The organism is Paenibacillus larvae subsp. larvae (genome assembly GCF_002003265.1).
GTDB classification, from domain to species: Bacteria; Bacillota; Bacilli; order Paenibacillales; family NBRC-103111; genus Paenibacillus_H; species Paenibacillus_H larvae.
In genome coordinates this window covers 360,300-380,893 of record NZ_CP019687.1, presented here as the reverse complement: position 1 = coordinate 380,893, position 20,594 = coordinate 360,300, and the positions used below count along the sequence as shown (strand labels likewise).

The 20,594-nt window shown below is 45.4% G+C and carries 22 protein-coding genes and 3 pseudogenes; 5 read left to right on the top strand and 20 right to left on the bottom strand.

Annotated features, from left to right (window positions below; all coding sequences use genetic code 11):
* Positions 1 to 27: 27 nt before the first annotated feature.
* Both BXP28_RS02070 and BXP28_RS02065 read right to left on the bottom strand, forming a co-directional pair.
* A complete protein-coding gene (locus BXP28_RS02070) occupies positions 28 to 729 on the bottom strand; it encodes a DUF2225 domain-containing protein (RefSeq protein WP_077584863.1) in 702 nt (233 codons plus the stop codon).
* Positions 730 to 756: 27 nt separating this feature from the next.
* Entirely contained in the window at positions 757 to 1,140 is a 384-nt protein-coding gene (locus BXP28_RS02065) for a globin domain-containing protein (protein WP_036658291.1), read from the bottom strand.
* A 311-nt stretch (positions 1,141 to 1,451) separates the two neighbouring features.
* On the opposite strand from BXP28_RS02065, the gene ylbJ reads away from it, so the two are divergent.
* The 3 genes and pseudogenes from ylbJ to BXP28_RS02050 form a co-directional block, all read left to right on the top strand.
* Positions 1,452 to 2,702, top strand: coding sequence for a sporulation integral membrane protein YlbJ (gene ylbJ / locus BXP28_RS02060; RefSeq protein WP_023483244.1), 1,251 nt, complete (start codon positions 1,452 to 1,454; stop codon positions 2,700 to 2,702).
* 143 nt (positions 2,703 to 2,845) lie between these two features.
* Positions 2,846 to 3,652, top strand: coding sequence for an NAD kinase (locus BXP28_RS02055; RefSeq protein ID WP_023483243.1), 807 nt, complete (start codon positions 2,846 to 2,848; stop codon positions 3,650 to 3,652).
* Between the two features lie 198 nt (positions 3,653 to 3,850).
* Positions 3,851 to 5,188 (top strand): annotated as a pseudogene (locus BXP28_RS02050) (IS1182 family transposase); the annotation flags it as partial.
* A 140-nt stretch (positions 5,189 to 5,328) separates the two neighbouring features.
* On the opposite strand, the gene BXP28_RS02045 reads toward BXP28_RS02050, so the two are convergent.
* Positions 5,329 to 5,748: a YutD family protein gene (locus tag BXP28_RS02045; protein ID WP_023482946.1), complete on the bottom strand. Its 420-nt coding sequence runs from the start codon at positions 5,746 to 5,748 to the stop codon at positions 5,329 to 5,331.
* Between the two features lie 37 nt (positions 5,749 to 5,785).
* Positions 5,786 to 6,670, bottom strand: a complete 885-nt coding sequence (gene lipA / locus BXP28_RS02040) for a lipoyl synthase (protein WP_036658289.1) — start codon at positions 6,668 to 6,670, stop codon at positions 5,786 to 5,788.
* A 197-nt stretch (positions 6,671 to 6,867) separates the two neighbouring features.
* Here lipA and BXP28_RS02035 point away from each other — a divergent pair, with 197 nt between their 5' ends.
* Complete coding sequence (locus BXP28_RS02035) at positions 6,868 to 7,944, top strand: M23 family metallopeptidase (protein WP_042119748.1); 1,077 nt, start codon at positions 6,868 to 6,870, stop codon at positions 7,942 to 7,944.
* A gap of 54 nt (positions 7,945 to 7,998) precedes the next feature.
* Here BXP28_RS02035 and yunB read toward each other — a convergent pair whose 3' ends face one another.
* From yunB to BXP28_RS01990, 11 genes and pseudogenes are all read right to left on the bottom strand, one after another.
* Complete coding sequence (gene yunB, locus BXP28_RS02030; protein WP_046655359.1) at positions 7,999 to 8,817, bottom strand: sporulation protein YunB; 819 nt, start codon at positions 8,815 to 8,817, stop codon at positions 7,999 to 8,001.
* A 113-nt stretch (positions 8,818 to 8,930) separates the two neighbouring features.
* A complete protein-coding gene (locus BXP28_RS02025; protein ID WP_036658287.1) occupies positions 8,931 to 9,206 on the bottom strand; it encodes a hypothetical protein in 276 nt (91 codons plus the stop codon).
* 261 nt (positions 9,207 to 9,467) lie between these two features.
* On the bottom strand, positions 9,468 to 9,710 hold the full coding sequence (locus BXP28_RS24865; protein WP_250638165.1) for an ROK family protein: 243 nt from the start codon (positions 9,708 to 9,710) through the stop codon (positions 9,468 to 9,470).
* On the bottom strand, positions 9,695 to 10,372 hold the full coding sequence (locus BXP28_RS02020) for an ROK family protein (RefSeq protein ID WP_313778968.1): 678 nt from the start codon (positions 10,370 to 10,372) through the stop codon (positions 9,695 to 9,697). The genes BXP28_RS24865 and BXP28_RS02020 overlap by 16 nt, the downstream gene beginning before the upstream one ends.
* A 25-nt stretch (positions 10,373 to 10,397) precedes the next feature.
* A pseudogene (locus tag BXP28_RS23770) lies at positions 10,398 to 10,544 on the bottom strand (hypothetical protein); the annotation flags it as partial.
* Positions 10,545 to 10,950: 406 nt separating this feature from the next.
* Positions 10,951 to 11,775, bottom strand: coding sequence for an IS3 family transposase (locus tag BXP28_RS02010; RefSeq protein WP_237087291.1), 825 nt, complete (start codon positions 11,773 to 11,775; stop codon positions 10,951 to 10,953).
* Positions 11,776 to 11,840: 65 nt separating this feature from the next.
* A complete protein-coding gene (locus tag BXP28_RS02005; RefSeq protein ID WP_202973273.1) occupies positions 11,841 to 12,362 on the bottom strand; it encodes a helix-turn-helix domain-containing protein in 522 nt (173 codons plus the stop codon).
* 33 nt (positions 12,363 to 12,395) lie between these two features.
* Entirely contained in the window at positions 12,396 to 12,524 is a 129-nt protein-coding gene (locus BXP28_RS23765; RefSeq protein WP_257125652.1) for a hypothetical protein, read from the bottom strand.
* Positions 12,525 to 12,612: 88 nt separating this feature from the next.
* Complete coding sequence (gene cysK, locus BXP28_RS02000) at positions 12,613 to 13,551, bottom strand: cysteine synthase A (RefSeq protein ID WP_036658282.1); 939 nt, start codon at positions 13,549 to 13,551, stop codon at positions 12,613 to 12,615.
* Between the two features lie 23 nt (positions 13,552 to 13,574).
* A pseudogene (locus BXP28_RS01995) lies at positions 13,575 to 14,392 on the bottom strand (TrmH family RNA methyltransferase).
* Between the two features lie 2 nt (positions 14,393 to 14,394).
* Complete coding sequence (locus BXP28_RS01990) at positions 14,395 to 15,054, bottom strand: potassium channel family protein (RefSeq protein ID WP_036658557.1); 660 nt, start codon at positions 15,052 to 15,054, stop codon at positions 14,395 to 14,397.
* A 156-nt stretch (positions 15,055 to 15,210) separates the two neighbouring features.
* On the opposite strand from BXP28_RS01990, the gene sspI reads away from it, so the two are divergent.
* Positions 15,211 to 15,420, top strand: coding sequence for a small acid-soluble spore protein SspI (sspI, locus tag BXP28_RS01985; RefSeq protein ID WP_023484308.1), 210 nt, complete (start codon positions 15,211 to 15,213; stop codon positions 15,418 to 15,420).
* A 260-nt stretch (positions 15,421 to 15,680) separates the two neighbouring features.
* Here the strand turns inward: sspI and BXP28_RS01980 are convergent, their stop codons facing one another.
* The 5 genes from BXP28_RS01980 to BXP28_RS01960 form a co-directional block, all read right to left on the bottom strand.
* Positions 15,681 to 16,442, bottom strand: coding sequence for a YheC/YheD family protein (locus BXP28_RS01980; protein WP_023484309.1), 762 nt, complete (start codon positions 16,440 to 16,442; stop codon positions 15,681 to 15,683).
* Positions 16,439 to 17,566, bottom strand: a complete 1,128-nt coding sequence (locus BXP28_RS01975) for a glycosyltransferase family 4 protein (protein WP_024094900.1) — start codon at positions 17,564 to 17,566, stop codon at positions 16,439 to 16,441. Before BXP28_RS01975 ends, BXP28_RS01980 begins: the two co-directional genes overlap by 4 nt.
* 191 nt (positions 17,567 to 17,757) lie before the next feature.
* The gene (locus tag BXP28_RS01970; RefSeq protein ID WP_023484311.1) at positions 17,758 to 19,344 is read right to left on the bottom strand and encodes a peptide chain release factor 3; all 1,587 of its coding nucleotides are present in this window, start codon (positions 19,342 to 19,344) and stop codon (positions 17,758 to 17,760) included.
* Between the two features lie 117 nt (positions 19,345 to 19,461).
* Positions 19,462 to 20,307: a metallophosphoesterase family protein gene (locus BXP28_RS01965; RefSeq protein ID WP_023484312.1), complete on the bottom strand. Its 846-nt coding sequence runs from the start codon at positions 20,305 to 20,307 to the stop codon at positions 19,462 to 19,464.
* Positions 20,307 to 20,495, bottom strand: coding sequence for a hypothetical protein (locus tag BXP28_RS01960; RefSeq protein ID WP_036658279.1), 189 nt, complete (start codon positions 20,493 to 20,495; stop codon positions 20,307 to 20,309). The genes BXP28_RS01965 and BXP28_RS01960 overlap by 1 nt, the downstream gene beginning before the upstream one ends.
* Positions 20,496 to 20,594 lie beyond the last annotated feature (99 nt).

Below are 20,594 nucleotides of genomic sequence, written 5' to 3'. Positions count from 1 at the left end.
GCTCCATAAGCGTTTCATTATGTCTGGTTAAGTTTGGGGAAGCTCTTCCCCGAGTTGCTCTTTCCATTCTTCGCAAACAAGATCCCACTGCTCACGGCTGGCCCGAATCATTGCGGAATCCATAATTTTCTTATCCTGAACAACCAGGCTAAACCAGCGGATTGCTTCGTTGTATTCTCCAAGTCTGCGGTTTAACTCCCCAATCATATACATCAATTTGACATTATGAGGATCAAAGGGTTCAATCTCGTACAGGCGCTTATAAGATTCCAGAGCGAACCTAAGGAACCTTCTTTCTTCTTCTTCCTTCCCCTGTCTTCTGTACTCCCAGGCTAAATGGTGAAGGATGCCTGAAATAACTTTATCGCTTTCCTGTTTGATTTGCGCACAAAGGAGAGCAAGCTTCAGACATTCAAGAGCATCCTCTCCTGTGCGCTTTCGGCCAAAATCCTTAGGTTGCCAGCGATCCGTTACCTTTCGTTTAAAATCTTCTTTTTCTTCAGGGGTAAACTTTTCCGAGAAATATTCTGTTCCTGCAAAACCGCAATTCGGGCATACCCTTACAATATAATGATCGGGATTAACCCCCTGGTAGTAACCGCAAAAGTCCGTATCCTTCTTGATCGTCCGTTTGAACTTCGAACGCACCCGCATAGTCGTGAAGGTCTCATTACAATTCAGGCAAGTAATCTCGATCTTATAAAGCGGTTCTATCTGTGTCGGTGTCATGGCAATATCCCCTATCGAATTAAGTTCTTAATCTGTGTTGATAAAATGGTATGCCGTACCTGTCAGCCTATCGATCAAAAAAACACACAGACTCTCTTCTATTCCGCTTTCCTCCAGGGCAGCCCTCATGCACGCAAGCCAGGCGTCCGCTCTGGCCTTATCAATGGGGAAAGGAAGATGCCTGCCCCGCATCATCGGGTGACCGTATTTCTCGGAATATAAGGCGGGACCACCAAAAAACTGGGTTAAGAACAAATATTGCTTCTCCATCACCGGAGTAATATCAGCAGGGAATAACGGAGACAACAACGGGTCGGCCTGGACTTTCGGATAAAAAGCCTCAACCAGCTTACGAATTGCCTCTTCTCCGCCCATTCTGTCGTAGAGTGTGAGTTTAGAGTGATCTTTCATCCTGTTACATCCTTTTTACTGTTAAAGAATCAAAGTATTCCCTTGAATAATTAGACTAATAGTTTTCCAAATCTTCTTCCGTCGTTCCGATCAGGTTTTCCTTAATCACATAAACGAAAGCACAAACAAACAATCCTGCAAAAATGCTGGCCATTTCCATCACTCCCATAGGTTTAGAATGAAAGTGGAACTAGTACTATATTACCATACCTGACTTTCATTTTCAGTACTAAATTCCCCAGACCCTTGTTTATAACGGAATGTCTGTCCACTCCGGCACATAGGATGAAGAATAGGAGGTGGTCTATTGCGTGCGAATTCAAAAGATCCAAGTTCATCTTTTTGGTCTGGCACTGTGTGTCATTTTGCTTGCCTTTCTTTTTCTTGTCTTCCCCTCCGAAAGCCTTCGGGCAGCTGTTAAAGGAGTTTCCATCTGGTGGGATGTCTTATTCCCTTCATTATTTCCTTTCTTTGTCATAGCGGAACTGATGCTTGGATTCGGACTGGTGCATTTCTTCGGGACCATTTTCGACCCAATGATGCGGCCGCTTTTTCGCGTTCCCGGCATCGGCGGTTTTGTTATGGCTATGGGTTTTGCTTCCGGTTACCCTGTCGGAGCCAAGTTAACGGCCGGTTTATGGAAGGAAAAAATGATTAACCGGGAAGAAGCGGAACGCCTTGTTTCTTTTACAACTAGTTCGGATCCCATCTTTTTGATCGGTGCTGTTTCTGTCGGCTTTTTTCATGATGTAAGTCTGGCTGTTATCCTGGCAGCAGCCCATTATGGTTCTTCCTTACTGCTAGGATTTCTTATGAGATTTCATGCAAGAAAAGCGGACGGCACACCTAAAAATAAGCAAGGTGACGATGACAAGCGGATAAGCTCACTTCTTTTCCGGGCCCTTAAAGTTATGCACGAGGCCCGAACTTCAGATGGCCGCTCTCTCGGCAAGCTGCTTACGGACGCTGTTGTAAATTCCCTGCAGCTAATGACAGTCGTAGGGGGGCTTGTAGTATTCTTTTCCGTTATCATGGAAGTTCTAATAAGCGGCAGGCTGTTAACCGTATTACAGCATGCCTTCGGATATATGCTCGCCCTGTTTCATATGCCAGGCTCTCTTTCCGATGCACTGATGAATGGCCTTTTTGAGGTTACACTGGGTGCGAAAGCTGCAGCCAATGATCCCTCCCCTTTACCTCTAAAAGTAGCTGTAGCCGCATTCGGATTATCCTGGGCCGGACTATCCGTTCATGCCCAAATTGTCAGCCTCCTTAGTGAAACCACTTTACGCTACAGACCTTTTCTTATAGCCCGCATTGTGCATGCCTTTCTCTCCTTCGGAGCCGTCCTGCTGCTTTGGAATCCCTTAAGTTCCCTTAGAGGCCAGATTCCCGCTTTTGCTGACGGAATGAGATCAGAAAGCCTGCTATCTTCATGGTTAAGTTATGCATTGCCAGCCAGTTTTGTCATATTTGCCGCCACGTTGTTTTGTATACCTTTGTTGTACTGCCTTTATCGGATAATAAAGAGCATTTTGTTATGGGCCCGGCATTCTTCCTGACCTCCTTCATGGGATTGAGTTCTTTTCGGTTATTGATTATTATGTAAAAAGAAGTCTCCGTATGTTGGCTAGTGAATCAATAGCCTAACGCTCAGTGATCATCGTAGCCTGCTCCGCCTGCAGGCGCTTAGGAGGGACAATCCATGAAATATGCATTAGTACAGCGTCACGATCAAGTATCAGCCGCCCTGGCCGACAAATTCCGGGTACTTGCCCGGCAATATGGCATGGAGAAGGATGAAAAAAATCCTGATGTTGTGCTTTCCATAGGTGGTGACGGGACGATGCTCCAGGCTTTTCATCAGTATACGAATCAACTCGACCACATTGCTTTTGTAGGTGTACATACCGGAAGACTCGGCTTTTTTGCCGACTGGAAGCCGGATCAGCTTGAACATCTGGCTCAATTAATCCATTCCGATTCCGTCCGGCAAGAACAGCGGGTAGTTAGCTATCCGCTCCTCGATATCGAGATCAAAACGGAAGAAGGTACAGAACGCCAGGTTGCATTAAACGAGTTTACCATCAAAGGAATTGAAAATACCCTGGTCGCCCAACTGAATATTAATGACGACATGTTTGAAATGTTCAGGGGGGACGGGATTTGTGTATCTACCCCATCGGGAAGTACAGCTTATAATAAAAGTCTCGGCGGAGCTATCGTACATCCTTCACTGGAGGCGATCCAGATTGCAGAAATTGCTTCTATTAATAATCGTGTCTACCGGACCCTGGGCTCTCCCATGCTCCTTCCCAATCATCATCATTGCGATATTTACCCAAAAGCCCGGCAGCCTTTGATTGTTACTCTGGACCATCTCAATTTCCAATTGAGCAATATTGTATCCATCCGTTGTAAAGTTTCTTCCACAAAAAAGGTAAAGTTCGCCCGCTACCGGCCGTTTCCTTTTTGGACACGTGTCCGGGAGGCTTTTGTCGGGCATGAGTAGGAAATCCAGAAAGAAACGACTCCATCATCTTAATCGGGGATTTCGTTTTGCTCCCAAATTTTAAAAAAGAGCGCCCGCGGGCGCTCCCAGACTGTCGACAAAGTCCTGTCGACAGTCTTTTTTACGAAAATACACCAACCATTCACCGCATTCATATAGTATCATATAGGTAAATAACTAGTGCGGGAGTGCTTGAATATGTTGCGAAAAACCGGTTACGAAGGACGTTCTCAAATTTCCATGGTCTCCTTGGACGAGCTTGTACCTATAGATCATTTGGTCCGCAAAATCGAATACGCCATCGATTTTAGTTTCATCTATGACATGGTTCGGGATGTTTACTGTGAGGATAACGGCCGCCCTAGCATTGATCCGGTTGTTCTTTTTAAAATTGCGCTTATTCAATGCCTTTTTGGTATTCGCTCCATGCGTCAGACCATCAAAGAGATTGAAACCAACGTCGCGTACCGTTGGTTTATTGGCTATGACTTCAGTCAGCCCATTCCTCATTTCTCCACGCTGGGTAAAAATTACGTGCGCCGTTTTCGGGATACTGGACTGTTTGAGGGAATCTTTCATCGCATCCTCGAAGAAGCTGCCCGGCATGGTTTCATTGAACCTGACGTACTCTTCATCGACGCGACACATGTTAAAGCAAGCGCGAACAAAAACAAATATGTAAAACAGATCGTTCAGGAGCAAAGTCGAAAGTACCAGGATCAGCTTGATGAAGAGATCAATCAAGATCGGGCTCTACATGGAAAGAAACCGTTCGAAAAAAAGCCCAATGTCACGCAGAAGGAGGTGAAGGTGAGCACGACTGACCCGGAGTGTGGTTTGTTCGTGAAGGGAGAGTAAGAACGTGTTTTCGCCTACAGCTTCCATACCGCGTGTGATCGGAACGGGTTTGTACTCGGCGTCAAAGTAACCCCTGGAAATATCCACGACAGCCAAGTATTTGAAGATGTTCTACACGAGGTTACTCGCGTAGTTCCGGCTCCACAAGCGGTTGCCGCGGATGCAGGTTATAAAACACCAGCCATCTGCAAAATGCTGCAAGAACAAGAGATTCGTCCCGTCCTGCCGTATACCCGTCCCAAGACGAAAGAAGAATTCTTTAAAAAGCATGATTACGTTTACGATGAGCACTACGACTGCTACCTGTGTCCGGCAAATGCCATACTGTCTTACGAAACAACGAACCGTGCTGGTTATAAAATGTATCGCTCGAATCCGGCAATCTGCCAAGCCTGTCCTTTCCGGACACAATGTACAGAGAGTAAAGAGGCAGTGAAGCGTATTAGTCGTCATGTTTGGGCTGAATGTGTGGAAGAGGCGGACCACCTTCGCCATACAGAAGAAAACAAACGGATTTACGCAGAGCGAAAAGAAACCATAGAGCGAGTTTTTGCTGATTTAAAGGAGAAGCATGGTATGCGGTGGACGACCTTACGAGGACTTAAAAGCGTCACCATGCAGGCAATGCTTGTTTTTTCTGCCATGAACCTCAAAAGAATGGCGACCTGGCTCTGGAAGAGAGGTCGCCCATCTGATAAATTCAATTTTGTATTTGAAATAGGGATAAAAAACATAAAGAACTCCCGCTACTGTAGTATTTCGCGGGACTTTGTCTTCAATCTGAGAGCGCCCGCGGGCGCTCCTTCTTTTATTTCTTTTTATGTTTCTTGTTCTTCCGGTACTAACGGGACTACCCGCCGGACGGCTTCAGGTTCCTTGCTCTCCTCTTGGGATTGCGTATGGTTTCTTGTTTTGTCCGCCTTCTCTATTTGGGCTGTGGCCTGCTGTTGGGCCTGAAGCTGCTTCTGCGTAATCTTATGCAGGACAAAGTAAGCACAGCCGAAATTACAGTATTCGTTCAAATAATCCTGAAAAAAGGCAATCGTTGAATCTTTATGAGCCTTTGGATGGTTCTCGCGGAAAAATCCTCTAAGCCTCAACTGATCATATCCCCAGTCGCCAACAATGTAATCGTAACGGTCAAGTACTTCGCTGTAACGGTTTTTGAACGCTTCCTGATTCCATCCGTTTTTGTGGTCCACTATCAGTACATAAGTCTTGTTGCCGATTTGAATCATCCAAACTCATCCTTTCCCATCCGGCGGCTGCCTAGAATCAGTTAGCTGGATTGCTGGCTGATTTCACCTGTTCATGAGCATGGTAGGAGCTTCGGACTAACGGCCCGGATTCAACATGTTTGAACCCGCGTTTCATTCCTTCTTCCTTCAGCTCTGCAAACTGCTCCGGAGTATAATATCGTTCTACTCGCAAATGTTTAACGGAGGGTTGTAAATATTGTCCGATTGTCATAATATCACAATTTATTGCACGTAAATCATCCATCGTTTCCAAAATCTCGTTCCATTCTTCCCCAACACCAATCATCAGACTTGATTTGGTCGGAATATCCGGCTGCATTTCCTTTGCCCTACGCAGGAGTTCCAGGGAACGTTCATACTTCGCTTTCGCCCTGACACGGTCAGAAAGACGCCTTACCGTTTCAATATTGTGGTTAAGAATGTCAGGCTTTGCATCCATCATAATGCGGAGGGAATCTTCATCTCCCATAAAATCAGGGATCAATACTTCCACGGAACAAAAAGGATTTTTCGATCTTACAGCTTTAATGCAGGCCGCAAAAATAGAAGCTCCCCCATCCTTCAGATCGTCCCTTGCTACGGATGTGATAACACAATGCTTAAGTCCCATTTGGACGGCAGCATCCGCAACACGGCCCGGTTCCTCCAGATCCAGTTCCGTAGGCATACCCGTATTAACAGCACAAAAGCGGCAGGCTCTGGTGCATATATCTCCAAGAATCATGAAAGTGGCTGTCCGATGCTGTGCCCAGCATTCGTGAATGTTGGGGCATTTAGCCTCCTCACAAACAGTATGTAGCGTTTTGGAACGCATCATATTTTTGATGTCTTTAAAGTTCTCGTTAGATGCCAGTTTGATTTTCAGCCACTCCGGCTTCCGTTCCAACGGTTTTGTCGCCATTTTATTCACCTTCTCAGTTTGTTTGCCTTCTCTCTTTGTTTAACCGGCGGTTACTTTGATTATTATAACACGAATAGGCAATCATGCCACTTGCATCCCCCGGACTCAGAATAAAGGATGGATAAAAGCTCCATCTTCGTGCATCTTATAGATACAAACTATATTTCTGTATAAAGGAAATGGTTGGAATGAACATGATGAAGCACCGGAAAAAAGCAACCGGTTTTATTGCCTTAAGATTTTTTCTGTGCAGCGTACTTCTTGTCTCCGTTCTTTGTTCCCCCGCCATTGCTGCACCATCCAGTGCCGAATCCCCCCCTGCCAAAACAAAATCAGTGAAGCCTAAGTTCAAGGACCGGAGAGCTTTACTGAAAGAGAGACGGGATATACTGGAGAAGGCATCATTAGCGACGGGAATACCTTGGACGTTACTTGCAGCTGTTGACCAATACGAGCGAACACTTCAGCTTTCCAGAAAGAAAAAGCCGCCGGAAAGCGTTATTGGCATAACTTTTCCGAAACTGGCTTGGGTAGGAATGATGAACCCCGATCATGAGGATACGAATCTGGTTTCCATCACTTTTTTTAATGGAGTTGGAAGGGACGGTTCAGGCGACGGGGTCGCGGACCTGAATAATGATGCAGACAGGCTTGCCGCTATGGCCCATCTTATAATCAAAAAAGGAAAAACCCCTGAAGATATGCGAATCGGACTCTGGGAGTACTATCAAAACACACGAAGTGTCGAACGAATCGAGCAATTTGCGAAGCTTTATGCTGCCTTTAATACTTTGGAACTCCATGAACATGCTTTTCCATTACCTATCACTGCGTCATACTCCTATCAAAGCACTTGGGGAGCTAGCCGCGGTTGGGGCGGATTCCGGATTCATGAAGGCACCGACATTTTTGCCGGTTATGGCGTACCTGTTCGTGCCACCTGCTTTGGCGTAATTGAAGTGATGGGGTGGAATAGATATGGAGGATGGAGGATTGGAATTCGTGATTTAAATAATGTGTATCACTATTACGCCCATTTGTCCCGTTATGAGAAAACATTAAAACCAGGGGACATTGTAAAACCGGGACAAAAAATAGGTCGTATTGGAAGTTCCGGATACGGGAAATCCGGAACATCCGGAAAATTTCCTCCTCATCTTCATTACGGGTTATACCGGGATAATGGTCTCGTAGACTGGTCGTTCGATCCGTACCCTTACCTGAAAAGATGGGAAAGAGAAGACTACAAGAAAGCTAAAACCAAAAACAAATAGGAAGAAGCATCTTTTTTACAGAAAGTAAATGGCGGGAAATGCTTCTTCCCTTCCTTATTTCGGCTTGCCTGTTTCAGGGAGAGTTATGGTCGTTCCTCCGAGTGAAGTGCCTTTTGTTTCCTGATCTGAACTGCTTTCCTTAGAACTACTGGGGTTATTCAAATTCGGAATGGAAATGTTCGGAGGTAAAATCTCCTTTGTATTCCCAACAGGATTTCCTTTGTTATCAAAATAGTACATGGGTACATCTCCAACGACCAGCGAATAGGATATCGGGAGTTCCGTTTCCACCATTTCCGCTTCGGAATCAAAAGGTATGATGATACTGAGTTCGGCTATAATGCGAATATATACTTCCACTAAAATCATATTGATGCCCGCATTCTGATAACGTGTGTTTACATCCACCTTAACGTTTCCCACAGGAAGAAGGCGTACCGGAATTTCGGGACCGAATGACGCTATGATAGGGCTCTCCATAGCCATTCCGAGAGGAATATGCTCCGGAATTTCCTTAAGCTGATTTAACTGGTGCTGAACAATATTAATAGCGTTCGAAGTTATTTTCATGTGCTCGGTATAATTCAGTGTAAATCCTTTTACTTTCCCTGTCGGGTCAGTTTTCCAATCAATCAGATTCTCAAAATTAGTTCCTCCTTTAGATATCTGGTCGGTAATAGCGGCGTTAATGGATTGGGTGGCCAGCTGTTTGATTCGGACCTTGGCCAGGTTCATCAGCGGGGGTTTCAGGTTGTGATCAATGAATATCATGGCTTGTATTGTAAAAAGTACAACAATGATCAATGCTATAAACCACCGCTTACGGCGGCTCTTCTTTGTCGGTGTACGGCTTTTCCACCTTCTCCTCTTCAAGTTGACACCCCCAGGCTCGTATCACGTTACTATCAGCCTATGCGGACGGGCGTAAAAAAAGAAGAAGTACCCTCAGTCGGGCAAACTTCTTCTTCAAACCGATCTCATTATATTTATTTAAGAAGATTATCAGCCAACGCAGCTTTTCCCTTCTTTTCGAAGCAATGCCTGATAATCAGCCAGGTGATCCGGACTTTCCCTAACCGGAGGAGATCTGCCATGTTTCCAGGTATAAGAAGCAAGGAGGCCCACGGATTCCCCAATATTCCACTCTGTTGGGTGAAGACGGTAACAGCCGTTTGATCGTTAGGAAACATCTCAAAGCGCTTGATTTTACTGGTGTCACTCGCATCCATGGCATACCAACTGAGGATAGGAAATTTAGACAACTTGGGAATATACCCTCTCCAGTACTCGTATATCTCCGGTTTAGGTATTACATAATGGCTATCCGGAATATAATCTACAACTCAAAATCACAGTTAACCCTTGCTTTGCGGCGGACAAGGCCGCCATAGTCCCTCCTATTCCGCCTCCGAACAACGATATTCGCATCATAATGCTGCATACGCTCCTCCCTTTTTCAGAATTTTGGGCATAACAGTTATGAGCTGGAATAATCACTCTTCCCTATTCTTATTCGGCCAGTTTTAACCATGATAACTAACTAGGTCCAAAGCAAGTTTAGCTGCTCCCAGTGCCCCCGCCCGGTTGCCAAGTTCCGCTGGTTTTACGGTTATATGAAGTCCGCGTTGTTCCATCTCCCTTTGCAAATCCGGCCACCAATAATCACTGGAATCCAGTACTCCCCCTCCTAAAATAACAGCCTCGGGATTAAGACCCATATGAATATTTTCCAAAACAAGCAGAAGATGAGTTATATACTGCTCCATCGCATACACTGCATCAGGATTCCCCCGCGTACATCCTGTATCCACTCGGCACCATCTAAATAGGGTTTACCTGTAAGGGCCCGTGCACTCCGGACAAGAGCTGTACCTGATAAATATTGTTCAATACAGCCCTTCTTTCCGCAATTGCAGGGCAGACCTTCAGGATAGAGTATTACATGCCCCCATTCCCCTCCGTTCCAATCGGTTCCGCGAACAAGACGCCCGTTCCACATATTTGCACCGCCTACGCCGGTTCCCAAAGTCAGCATAATGACATTTTCCATTTGTCTTCCTGCCCCCAGCCAAGTTTCCCCAATCAGGGCCGTATTGCCATCATTATCTACGGCAACAGGAAGAGAGTGCTCCCTGGTCACCCAAGCAACCAAATTAGTTCCCTGCCAACCCGGTAGATTATCAGTAGCAAACACCACTTCCCCGGTGTATAAATTGACTCTTCCGGCGGTTCCTATTCCGATTGCTTCCACCTGCTGCTCCGCATCTAGCAGCACCTGAATTAATTCACCCAGGTGCTGCAAAATCACGTCCCTGCCTTTTGCCGCATCGGTCGCCCGTTTATGTTCAGCTAAGATATGCCCTTCCGAATCCGTCACAACCCCTTTTAAAGAAGTTCCTCCGATATCTATACCTATCACTTTAGCCATGGTATATTCCCCTTCTTCCGACTTTTCAAAATGTTTGGCCTGAGATACAGGTCCAGACGCTTTGAACAAATCGTTGGGTTATAAGCTGCGGTCTGGTTATCGCTGATCCCACCACTACGGCAAAAGCCCCCAGTTTCAACATTTCAACTGCTTGTTCCGGATTAAGAATATGTTATGTCCCTCAGCTATAACCGGAGTGGTTTTCAACAGCTCCACTGCTTGTTTAGTTAGAACGGTTGCTGCTGCTATTTGGCTGCACTTAACGAAAGCGCTACCATTATCAAAAAGCAATCATCATAAAAAATTCCATTTTAAGTTAACCCTATCCTTATAGCATATTACAGAAATTTCTAAAAGATTTCTCTACTATTAATTTTATTTGTGGAGGTTTTTTTCTAATGATCAGATAACTAAGAAGCCATTTCATGGATGGACATCCAAGCGATCGATTCACATATCTTTTTCAAAACAAAAAGCCTTATGGCTTTTAGCTCTGAACTGACCCCTGTCAAGTAGACAGTGTAAAAAACAAAAAAAAGTTGTGGCACTAACCGTATCCCCGTGGTTGGTGCCATTTTCTATGCTGCTGAACTTAGAAGGTATTGCCTATATTCCAACGGCGTCATACAATTAAGTCTTTTCTGGTATCGACGAGTATTGTAGTAATCGATGTATTCTATCACGGTTGCTTCCAGTTCCTCATATGTATAGAACTTACGAAGATAATACATTTCGGATTTCATCATTCCCCAGAATGATTCCATTGGGCCATTATCTATACATCTTGATACCCTGGACATGCTTTGAGTCATACCTGCATCGTCTAGTTTTTTCTTGAAGATTTTACATGTATATTGGAAACCCCGGTCACTGTGAAAGAGGGGTATAGCGTCAGGATAAGTCATATGGGCGATATCAAAAGTTTTAAATACAAGTTCATTGTTGTTGGAATGCCCCACCACAAAAGAAACAATGCTTTTATCCGATAAATCAAGGATTGCACTAAGATAAGCCTTGTTTTGGTTGCCATACTTCATTTCAGTCACATCTGTGAGCCATTTTGTACCGAACTCAGAGGATTCAAAGTCTCTGTTCAAGATATTTTCCGCCGTAATTTCAGGCGTGGAATGGATGTAGTTTTTTCGCTTCCTGCGGCATACCGATTTAAGGCCTAGGATGCCCATAAGTCTGTATATTCGCTTATGATTGACAGTTAAATGGCGTTCTCGGTTTAGTTTAATGGTCATCTGGCGATATCCAAGGATGCCATCCTTTTCCTCGTAGGCATCTTTAATCATGGGAAGCAACGCTTTATTAAAGATCTCATTCATGCTTTCTTTCCGGTTGATCCATTTATAATACGATGAACGTTGGATCCCAATAAGATCACATAATTGACATATGGGATATGACTTCGTTTCATGGAGCCCGCGTATTGCAAGGTATATCGTTTCATACCTTACCTGGCTTAGAACCGCCTCCTTTCGATCTCGTCCAACTTTTTTAGCAAATCGATCTCCATCTGCTTCCTTCTGTTCTCAGCCTGTAACAGCTTATTCTGAGCCCTTAGTTTCTCCACTTCGGACATCTCATCCTCAGATTTTCTTTTCCCGCGTCTGTCCTGAAGTGCATCCACACCAGATGTTAAGTATTTATTTGTCCATGAATACACTTGCTGATAGGATACCTGGAATTTATCAGCTGTCTGGGCATAATTGTGTTGATGTTCAATGCAGAATCTGACGATTTCAACTCTCTCATCGTAAGTAGTTGTTCGTCCTTTTGTCATGATCGGCACTCCTCCCGTTCCGGAAGTGTTCAACTTCTCATGACCATTATACTTCAGAATCCAATCGCGCAATTGGCGGGTTGACTTAATGCCATATCTTTTACATATATCCATGTGAGAACCGCCGCCAGCCAAATAGTCCCCGACAGCTATTCTTTTTAACTCTGCGGAGTAAGATGCATTCTGTGATGTTTGAAGCAATCCGTTTTGGCCTAGTGACTGGTAAGTCTGAAGTCATTGCCTAACGGATGAATGGTGTACATCAAGAAGTGCTGCTAAATGATTAAGCGAATCTTCTCCACGTAAATACTTTTCAACAGCTGCAATCTTTTCTGATCCTGATACTTTTGCTTTATGGGACATGAAAAAATGCTCCTCCTTACAGTAAACAGTTTTATTATTTCAACTGTCTACCGCAAGGGGAGCATATCACTCCACAAGGCTTCTCCATTTATTCGATATCTTGAAAAAGAGGTGTGGACAAGTAACGTTCTCCTGTATCCGGAAGAATGGCAACGATGGTCTTCCCCTTATTCTCCGGACGTTCTGCCAGCTTACGAGCAGCATATACGGCTCCACCGGATGATATCCCCACCAGAAGGCCTTCTTTTCGGGCCAATTCCCGGGAGGTTTCAAACGCTTCCTCGTTGCGGATTTTCATAATTTCATCCACTACGGAAGGGTTATAAATTTCCGGTACAAACCCGGCCCCTATTCCCTGGATAGCATGCATGCCCGGTTTTCCCCCCGAAAGAACGGCGGAATCGTAAGGTTCAAAACCCACAATTTGAACAGACGATTTTTTCTCCTTCAAAAATTCCCCTACTCCTGTTATGGTGCCCCCAGTACCGACACCGGCAACAAAAATGTCAACTTTCCCGCCAGTATCGCGCCAGATCTCCTCTGCTGTAGTGTTCCGATGAACCTCCGGATTCGCGGGATTGCTGAATTGCTGGGGAATAAACGAATTTGAAATAGAATTGGCAAGCTCCTCTGCTTTGCGGATAGCCCCTCTCATCCCTTCAGATGCCGGAGTCAGCACTAGTTCTACCCCTAATGCCTGCAGCAGCTTGCGTCGTTCAATACTAAATGTTTCCGGAAGGGTAATCATAAGTTTATAACCGAGAGCAGCAGCAGCAAAAGCTAGTCCGATTCCGGTATTCCCACTGGTCGGTTCAATTATAACGGAATCTTTATTTAACTTTCCTTGTTGCTCCGCATCCTTAATTAGCGCGTAAGCGGTCCGGTCCTTTACACTTCCCGTAGGGTTAAAGTACTCCAGCTTAGCCACAATTGTGGCTTCAAGGTCGTAGAAGCTTGTATAGCCGGAAAGCTCGAGCAATGGTGTATTTCCAATAAGTTCAGTTAAGTTTTTTGCGATTTTAGACAAGGTGCATGCCTCCATTTGTTATGTTAGCATTTTACATAAGTTCCCGGTTTCATACGCTGCCGGGAAGCTTCAAACAACAATACAGTAGCTGCCATGGCTACGTTCAGGGATTCTGCATGACCCTTCATGGGTATGATCATGCTTTGCGTAGCCAATTCCCCGGCTTCCCGGGAAGTTCCCTTCCCTTCATTCCCTACGATTATCCAAGTTGGAATAGTGAAGTCGATTTCATAGCAGTTTTTCTCTGCCTTAAGATCCGTACACAGCACTTGGATTCCTGCTTTTACTGCCTTGGGCAGAAGATCTGCAAGATCCGCTTCTATAACAGGCAGATGGAATAAAGACCCCATGGTAGAACGGATTGCTTTGGGATTATAGATATCAACTGTTCCCCGCCCGAGTACAATTGCAGAAGCCCCTACTGCATCAGCACTGCGTATGATGGTCCCCAAATTTCCCGGGTCCTGAACACCGTCCACAACCACAACCAGATCCCATTCCTCTGCTGTAATTAACTCAAGGGACTGTTCACTCTTTCTGACTACAGCAAAGATTCCTTGGGGGTTTCCGTATCTGAACATTTTTGAAGAACGGCCCGGCTTACCCCGATCCAATCTGCATGACTGGAGAATTTTTTGTAAAGTTCATGGGGAAACTCCTTTTCCAGCGAGTACACTATCGTCTGTACAGGAGCATTTGAATGAAGGGCCTCCTCAACCAGATGGATGCCTTCTATCAGAAATTTTCCTTGCCTGTTACGGCCTTTTCTGTCTAACAGCCCGGCCCATTCTTTCACCTTGGGGTTACGAATGGAACGAATTTCATAAGTAGGATTCTGCATATTTACTCCGAATAAGATAATTCAAATTTCTTAAGGTCATCATTTTGCCCCAGCACAATTAAAATATCATTTTCTTGAAATGGTACCTCAACTGGTGGAGGGATAATCATGTTATGCCCGCGTTTAATAGCAATGACATTACAGCGGAAATGTTTACGCAAATCCAGATCCTTCAAATTTATACCGATCATTCTATGGTTCACTCGAAACTCCGCAATACTGTGGTTGGCTGATAATTCTACATAATCCAAAATGTTAGGAGATACAAGATGGTGTGCTACGCGGGCCCCCATATCCCGTTCCGGGTAAATGACCTTGTCCGCTCCGATTTTGCGAAGCACACTCCCGTGAAGGTCATTCACTGCTTTAACCACAATTGTGGGAATTCCCATTTCCTTTAGAATTAAAGTAGTCAATATACTGGCTTGAATATTTTCGCTAATGGCAACGACAACCACATCAAAGTTGCGGATACCCAAGGCACGGAGCGCTTCTTCATCTGTACAATCAGCCTGAATAGCGTGTGTCACCACCGATGACATCTCTTGTACAGGGCTTTCCTTTTGATCTATCGCGAGTACATCAAAACCGAATTTAGTCAAATTCTGGGCCACGCTGGAGCCGAATCTGCCCAGTCCAATGACGGCATATTGTTTTTTCATAAGCCACCCATCCTTATTTCTCATGTTCCCAAAACTCTTTGTATTATACCACAATTGCACTATAAAATTAGTATTTCCTATCCGGCATGAAATTGGGAATCCTGCGCATCCTAGAATTAGCAGGACAAGAAGAACACAACAAAGCGAGGGTTTCATATGCCGATTCAACTGACTTTAAGACAAGCAATTATGCAGCGTATGAAAGGTAAATCGGAAGAAGAACTAAAAGAAGTCATCAACGATTCCATAGGAGGACAAGAGCAGGTGCTTCCTGGACTTGGTGTTCTCTTTGAAGTGATTTGGGAAAATGGCAATCCGGAACTTCATGAGCAATTAGTGCATACATTGGAAGAACATTTGAAATAGACTCCTGCAGGCAGCCGGGGCTAGAAAATTTATGGCAAATATAAAATTAGCCCTCAGCCGGCTGCATCTTCAAACTGGCAAAAGGGGTTGCCCTCGGATTTTTCTATAATTCCCCCCGTCTTATTCAGCCGCATGTTTTCCCATTCTTGCTCCACAATGGCCAGAATATCTCCGTAGGTTTCAAAAGGATAGCAAGGAATCGTTAGAAAAGGAAGAATCCGGTCTCTTAAGGGATACCGGTCCTCCCAGGTATTATATGACTACCGGCGGAAAGCGCGTTTATATCGGATAATCTTGGAGAAAATCCGCTTGTCCTCAAAATGTCTGAATATATACGGATCCGGGCATGTATTAATCTCCAAGATCCACGGATAAAGCTCCTGATCCAGTGCAATATCGACCCCTATATCCCGGATACCCTTGTATTGGGAATGTAGTGCCCTGGCAGAGCAGACACCGATTTCCTTCAGCAGTTCCATCATCTCCAGAAGTCCGGCAGCATCCAGATAAGACGCAAGCAAACATTCCACCGTTTCCAGACGCCCCCCATTGTGTACATTAGTGACTACCTTGCCTTCCTCGGCTACTCGGCCGATTATTCCTGTAGTCTCCCATTTCTTCCCCGGATTCATTTGTACCATCACCCGGAAGTCGAAAGGGTGATCCTGGTACTTGAGAAGACGGATCCCTTTTTGGACTAGGTAACGCCGTTTTTCTGTCTGATTGAGCAGTTCTCCAAATAAAACCTCCACATCGAAACAGGAATTTGAATCTTTCCCCAAATGGTATATATAAGGCTGCTCAGGATGTCCTGGATTCCACTCCACTTTAATAACCCCGTTTCCGTAAGTTCCTATGTCCGGCTTAACATAGATCATGTGATGACGGTGAAGCATCCATTTCAGTGTTTCGTAACAGAACGGGTATGTTTCCGGTATATGAGATTTTACCCTGGCATCTTGCAGAACCGCCTGTGTTTTAACCCATTTGCTCAAAACATGACGGCGAACGGGGGTTTTCATACTTCTACCTCCCCTCTTTGAAGCCTTTCTTCGTAAAGACGGCTCAGTTTAAAAGAAACATTCTCCCAACCGTATTTCCGGTTTACCATCCGTTTGGCCTCATTTCGTATTCTCAGTGCTGCGGCAGGATGATGATAAAGCAACCTGATGTATTTGGCAAATACCTCCGGTTTATGATAATCGTGAACAAGGAAACCCGTCCTTTGATGGCGAATCACCTCTTGTATCCCTCCATTTGCTGAAGCGATCACCGGAAGCCCGGACGCCATAGCCTCAACATTGACCAGACCAAAAGCTTCGTGTTCCTGGGAAGGACAGATCAGACAGTCACCCAGCCAGTACAGCCGGTGCAGTTCCCTATGCGGTTTCACACCAAGGAATGTCGCGGGAACACAAAGCTGGGCTGCCAATTTCCTAAGGAAACTTTGATAACCCGATTTCAAGGCCCCGCCAATGATAACCGCATGTAAATCAGGGATAACCTGGCGGGCCAGCCGGATTGCCTGAAGAAACACAGGGATTCCTTTTCGGGGAATTAATCTGCCTACGAACAGTACATTGCAGGTTGATTCAAGTCCGTATACTTTTCGGATTTCTTGTTGTTCATGAAAGGAAGGCTGCCGGAAACGGGATAAGTCTGCTCCAAGAGCTACCTTTTCTATTTTAGGGTACAGAAGGGGGCAACGCTGCACCAGTTCTTGTTTAAGGGAAATGCTGTTCACTATAAGGATATCCGGTTTGGAAAGGATGCGGTTCCCTTCTTCCGGCCGGGCCGATGAAGGTACATAGGTTAGGGAGTGCAGATAAAGGGAAACGGGAATATGGGGAAGCTGGTCTTTAATGACAGCCGCAAATTTGGGTCTGTTATCCACTTGTATAAGATCGAACGGCCTTGTCCTGAGTTCCCTCAGCACAGCCTCCAGATAAGATTTGCCTTGAACTCTTCTTATGGTCAGGTTCCCCTCCTGGGAAACGGACTGATACTTGGGGTGTTTGCGGCTGATGACGGTAACGGCATGACGATCTGCTAATCGCTTGGCAATTGCGTAAATGCAGATTTCTACGGAACCTCCCAATAGAGGAGGGACGGGAATTTGTTCTGGAGCGACGATGGCTACCCTCATCTTCGAAACCACCTTCCGGCAGGGATATTTTAACATATTAGGATTTCCACTTAATTGTGTGGGCCCTAGTTCGCGCCAGTAATCTCTTCGAAAAAACGGCTTCGCTATTTGATCTCCCAAAAAAAGCGGAAAACCGCTTCTCCACAAGGAGAGGGTTTATCCGCTGTAAGGGTCAGTTTATAGTCTTAATCCTACGGCGCGCTGTTGAGAAATTGGGCTGTCGGATTTTTCTCCATAGAGGAACGGAGGGCATATTCGCTTTCAAACAGAGCGACATAGTTCCCTTTCTTATCCTTAACCAGTTGGGAGTTAATCCTGAATTTTCCGGGATCAATATTTTCATCCACAATCCAGCGTGCAAACTGGAAGGTAAGACAGTGAAGCTGAACATCTACCCCGTACTCATTACGCATCCGGTGCTCAAATACTTCGAATTGGAGCTGTCCTACAACGCCAAGAATTGTTTCGTCAAAAACTCCGGTAGAATGGAATACCTGGATAGTTCCTTCCTCTGTCAGCTGGTCAATGCCTTTTTGATATTGCTTGTGCTTCAGCGCATTCTTTACGGTAACCTTGCAGAACAGTTCCGGAGAGAATGTCGGAAGTTCGTCAAAGACGATCTCTTCCTTTTGGCTGAGGGAATCGCCAATCCGGAAAATCCCCGGGTCAAACAGCCCGATAATATCACCCGCATACGCTTCTTCTACAATATCCCGGTCCTGGGCAAGGAACTGCTGCGGTTGGGAAAGTTTTATTTCCTTCCCGTTACGCGCATGTTTCACGGACATTCCCCGCTGGAATTTCCCTGAACAAATCCGCAGGAAGGCAATGCGGTCCCGGTGTGCCGGATTCATATTAGCCTGAATTTTAAAGATATATCCGGAAAAATTCTCACGGGTAGGCTCAATAACACCTACGCTGCTTTTTCTCGGTTCCGGTTTAGGTGCCAGTTGGAGGAAATTTTCCAGGAAAGTCTGGACGCCGAAGTTATTGATAGCACTTCCGAAAAATACAGGTGTAAGCTCGCCTTTCATCACTTTATCAAAATCATAAGGGTCACCTGCGACATCCAGCAGTTCAAGCTCCTGACAAAGCTGTTCATGCAGATGCTCTCCGGCAATTTCTTTTACTAGCGGATCGGTGTAACTTTCCACTTCCCTAACTGCAATCTCATCGTGATTATCACCCTGAAATAGCTCGACACGGGACTTCTGGCGGTCATAGACTCCACAGAAGCGCTTGCCGGAGCCGATCGGCCAGTTCATTGGATAGGAACGAATCCCAAGAACCTGCTCCAATTCCTCCAGCAAATCGAACGGGTCTCTTCCTTCCCGGTCCAGCTTATTAATAAAGGTGAAGATAGGGATACCTCTCATGCGGCAAACCTGGAACAGCTTGATCGTCTGGGCCTCTACCCCTTTAGCGACGTCAATCAGCATCACTGCGCTGTCAGCTGCGGTTAATGTCCGGTAAGTATCTTCACTGAAATCCTGGTGGCCGGGGGTATCCAGAATATTAACCTTATGACCTTTATAATCAAACTGCATTACACTGGAAGTTACGGAAATTCCTCTTTGTTTTTCAATCTCCATCCAGTCTGAAGTGGCAAATTTATTCGCTTTTCTCCCCTTTACGGTACCCGCCAGCCGGATCGCACCTCCGAATAACAGCAGTTTTTCCGTCAGCGTAGTTTTCCCCGCATCGGGGTGGGAGATGATCGCAAAGGTGCGCCTTCTGACGACCTCAGCTTCAAGTTCTTTTGAAAGTGGTGTACTCATTGTTCCGTCCTTCCTTAATCCGTTTCACTTGTTTGGCATACTTCATTTTTTCTCATTGTCTTAGTATATCAGATCGGACCCATGAGTTAATACCACCTTTATTTACAGTTTCGTTACTTATTGGATAGGAATGGCCCATTCAGCTGATTCAATCCAGCTTTGCTTATCATGCGCACGCCCGCGGATGAGCACCTTATCTTTAAATACCTGTACATACAGGCTTTGGGCTTTCTCCTTGTCGGCCACCTCAAATTTGGTATTCATGACTTTCCCGAGAGAGGAATTATGGAAATAATGGAAAGTTTCTTTCACATAATGCTGGGCAGGCCCTTCCAGATCCTGATGCCTATGCCCGCAAAACACAAATACATGCTTGTAAGGCTTCAAAATTGCCCTGAATTCTTTGGCCATGATTAGCTGATGCGTCCCGCCGTCGCGGCCTTTGGGAGGTAGGGGCTGATGGGTCATTACGAATATGGGCCTGTCGTTTTTGTGCTGCTTCATTTGCCCTTTCAGCCAATTCATCTGCTCATCAGAGTACCAGGCGCCTTCGCCTACTTCCGGCTTTTCCTGTATGTAAACCTCCTGGGAAAGCATCAAAAAGGTAATGCCGTTCAGTTCCGCTTTATGATAAGGTTTGTCAGTCCGGAAATACTTCTGGAATCTTTCCCTCGACATCTTGTCCGTCTTGCCGTTTGGCATGTTTTCCCGGTTCCAGCTGCCTTCTTTGTCCAGCCATACATCATAAAAGTTATGGTTGCCCAAATTAGCGTGGATTGGAGGAAGTTTGTATTTGCCCAAAATACGCTGCAGTTCCTTGTAGTCCTCTTCACTACCGCCATCCGTATTATCTCCCGTTAGAATCAGGCCGTCAAAACGGGTTCCCAACGCCTTCACATCTTTCAATGAAAAATCAAGATGTCTCGCTGCCTCCGAGCCTTGGCTTACGTGCAGATCGCTCATCACAAATACACCCAGAACCGATCCGTCATCCCGGACAGGTATTTCGGGTTCCGTCCCCTCCGCTTCTCCTTCAGGACGTTAATATTCAATGTGGTACGAAGCCATTTTCCCAGTGGAATAAAAGCAAAGCTTGCGGCAAGTACAGCAAGAAAGGCAAGCATCCACTTCAAAAATGAACGTCTGTTCAAATTTCGCCCCCCTTTCATCCAGTCTTTTTCATATCTGTTCGGTTTGTCTTCCTATTATAGCTTGTTTTCCCGTTTCGTTCATCAAAAAAAGCCTCCGGC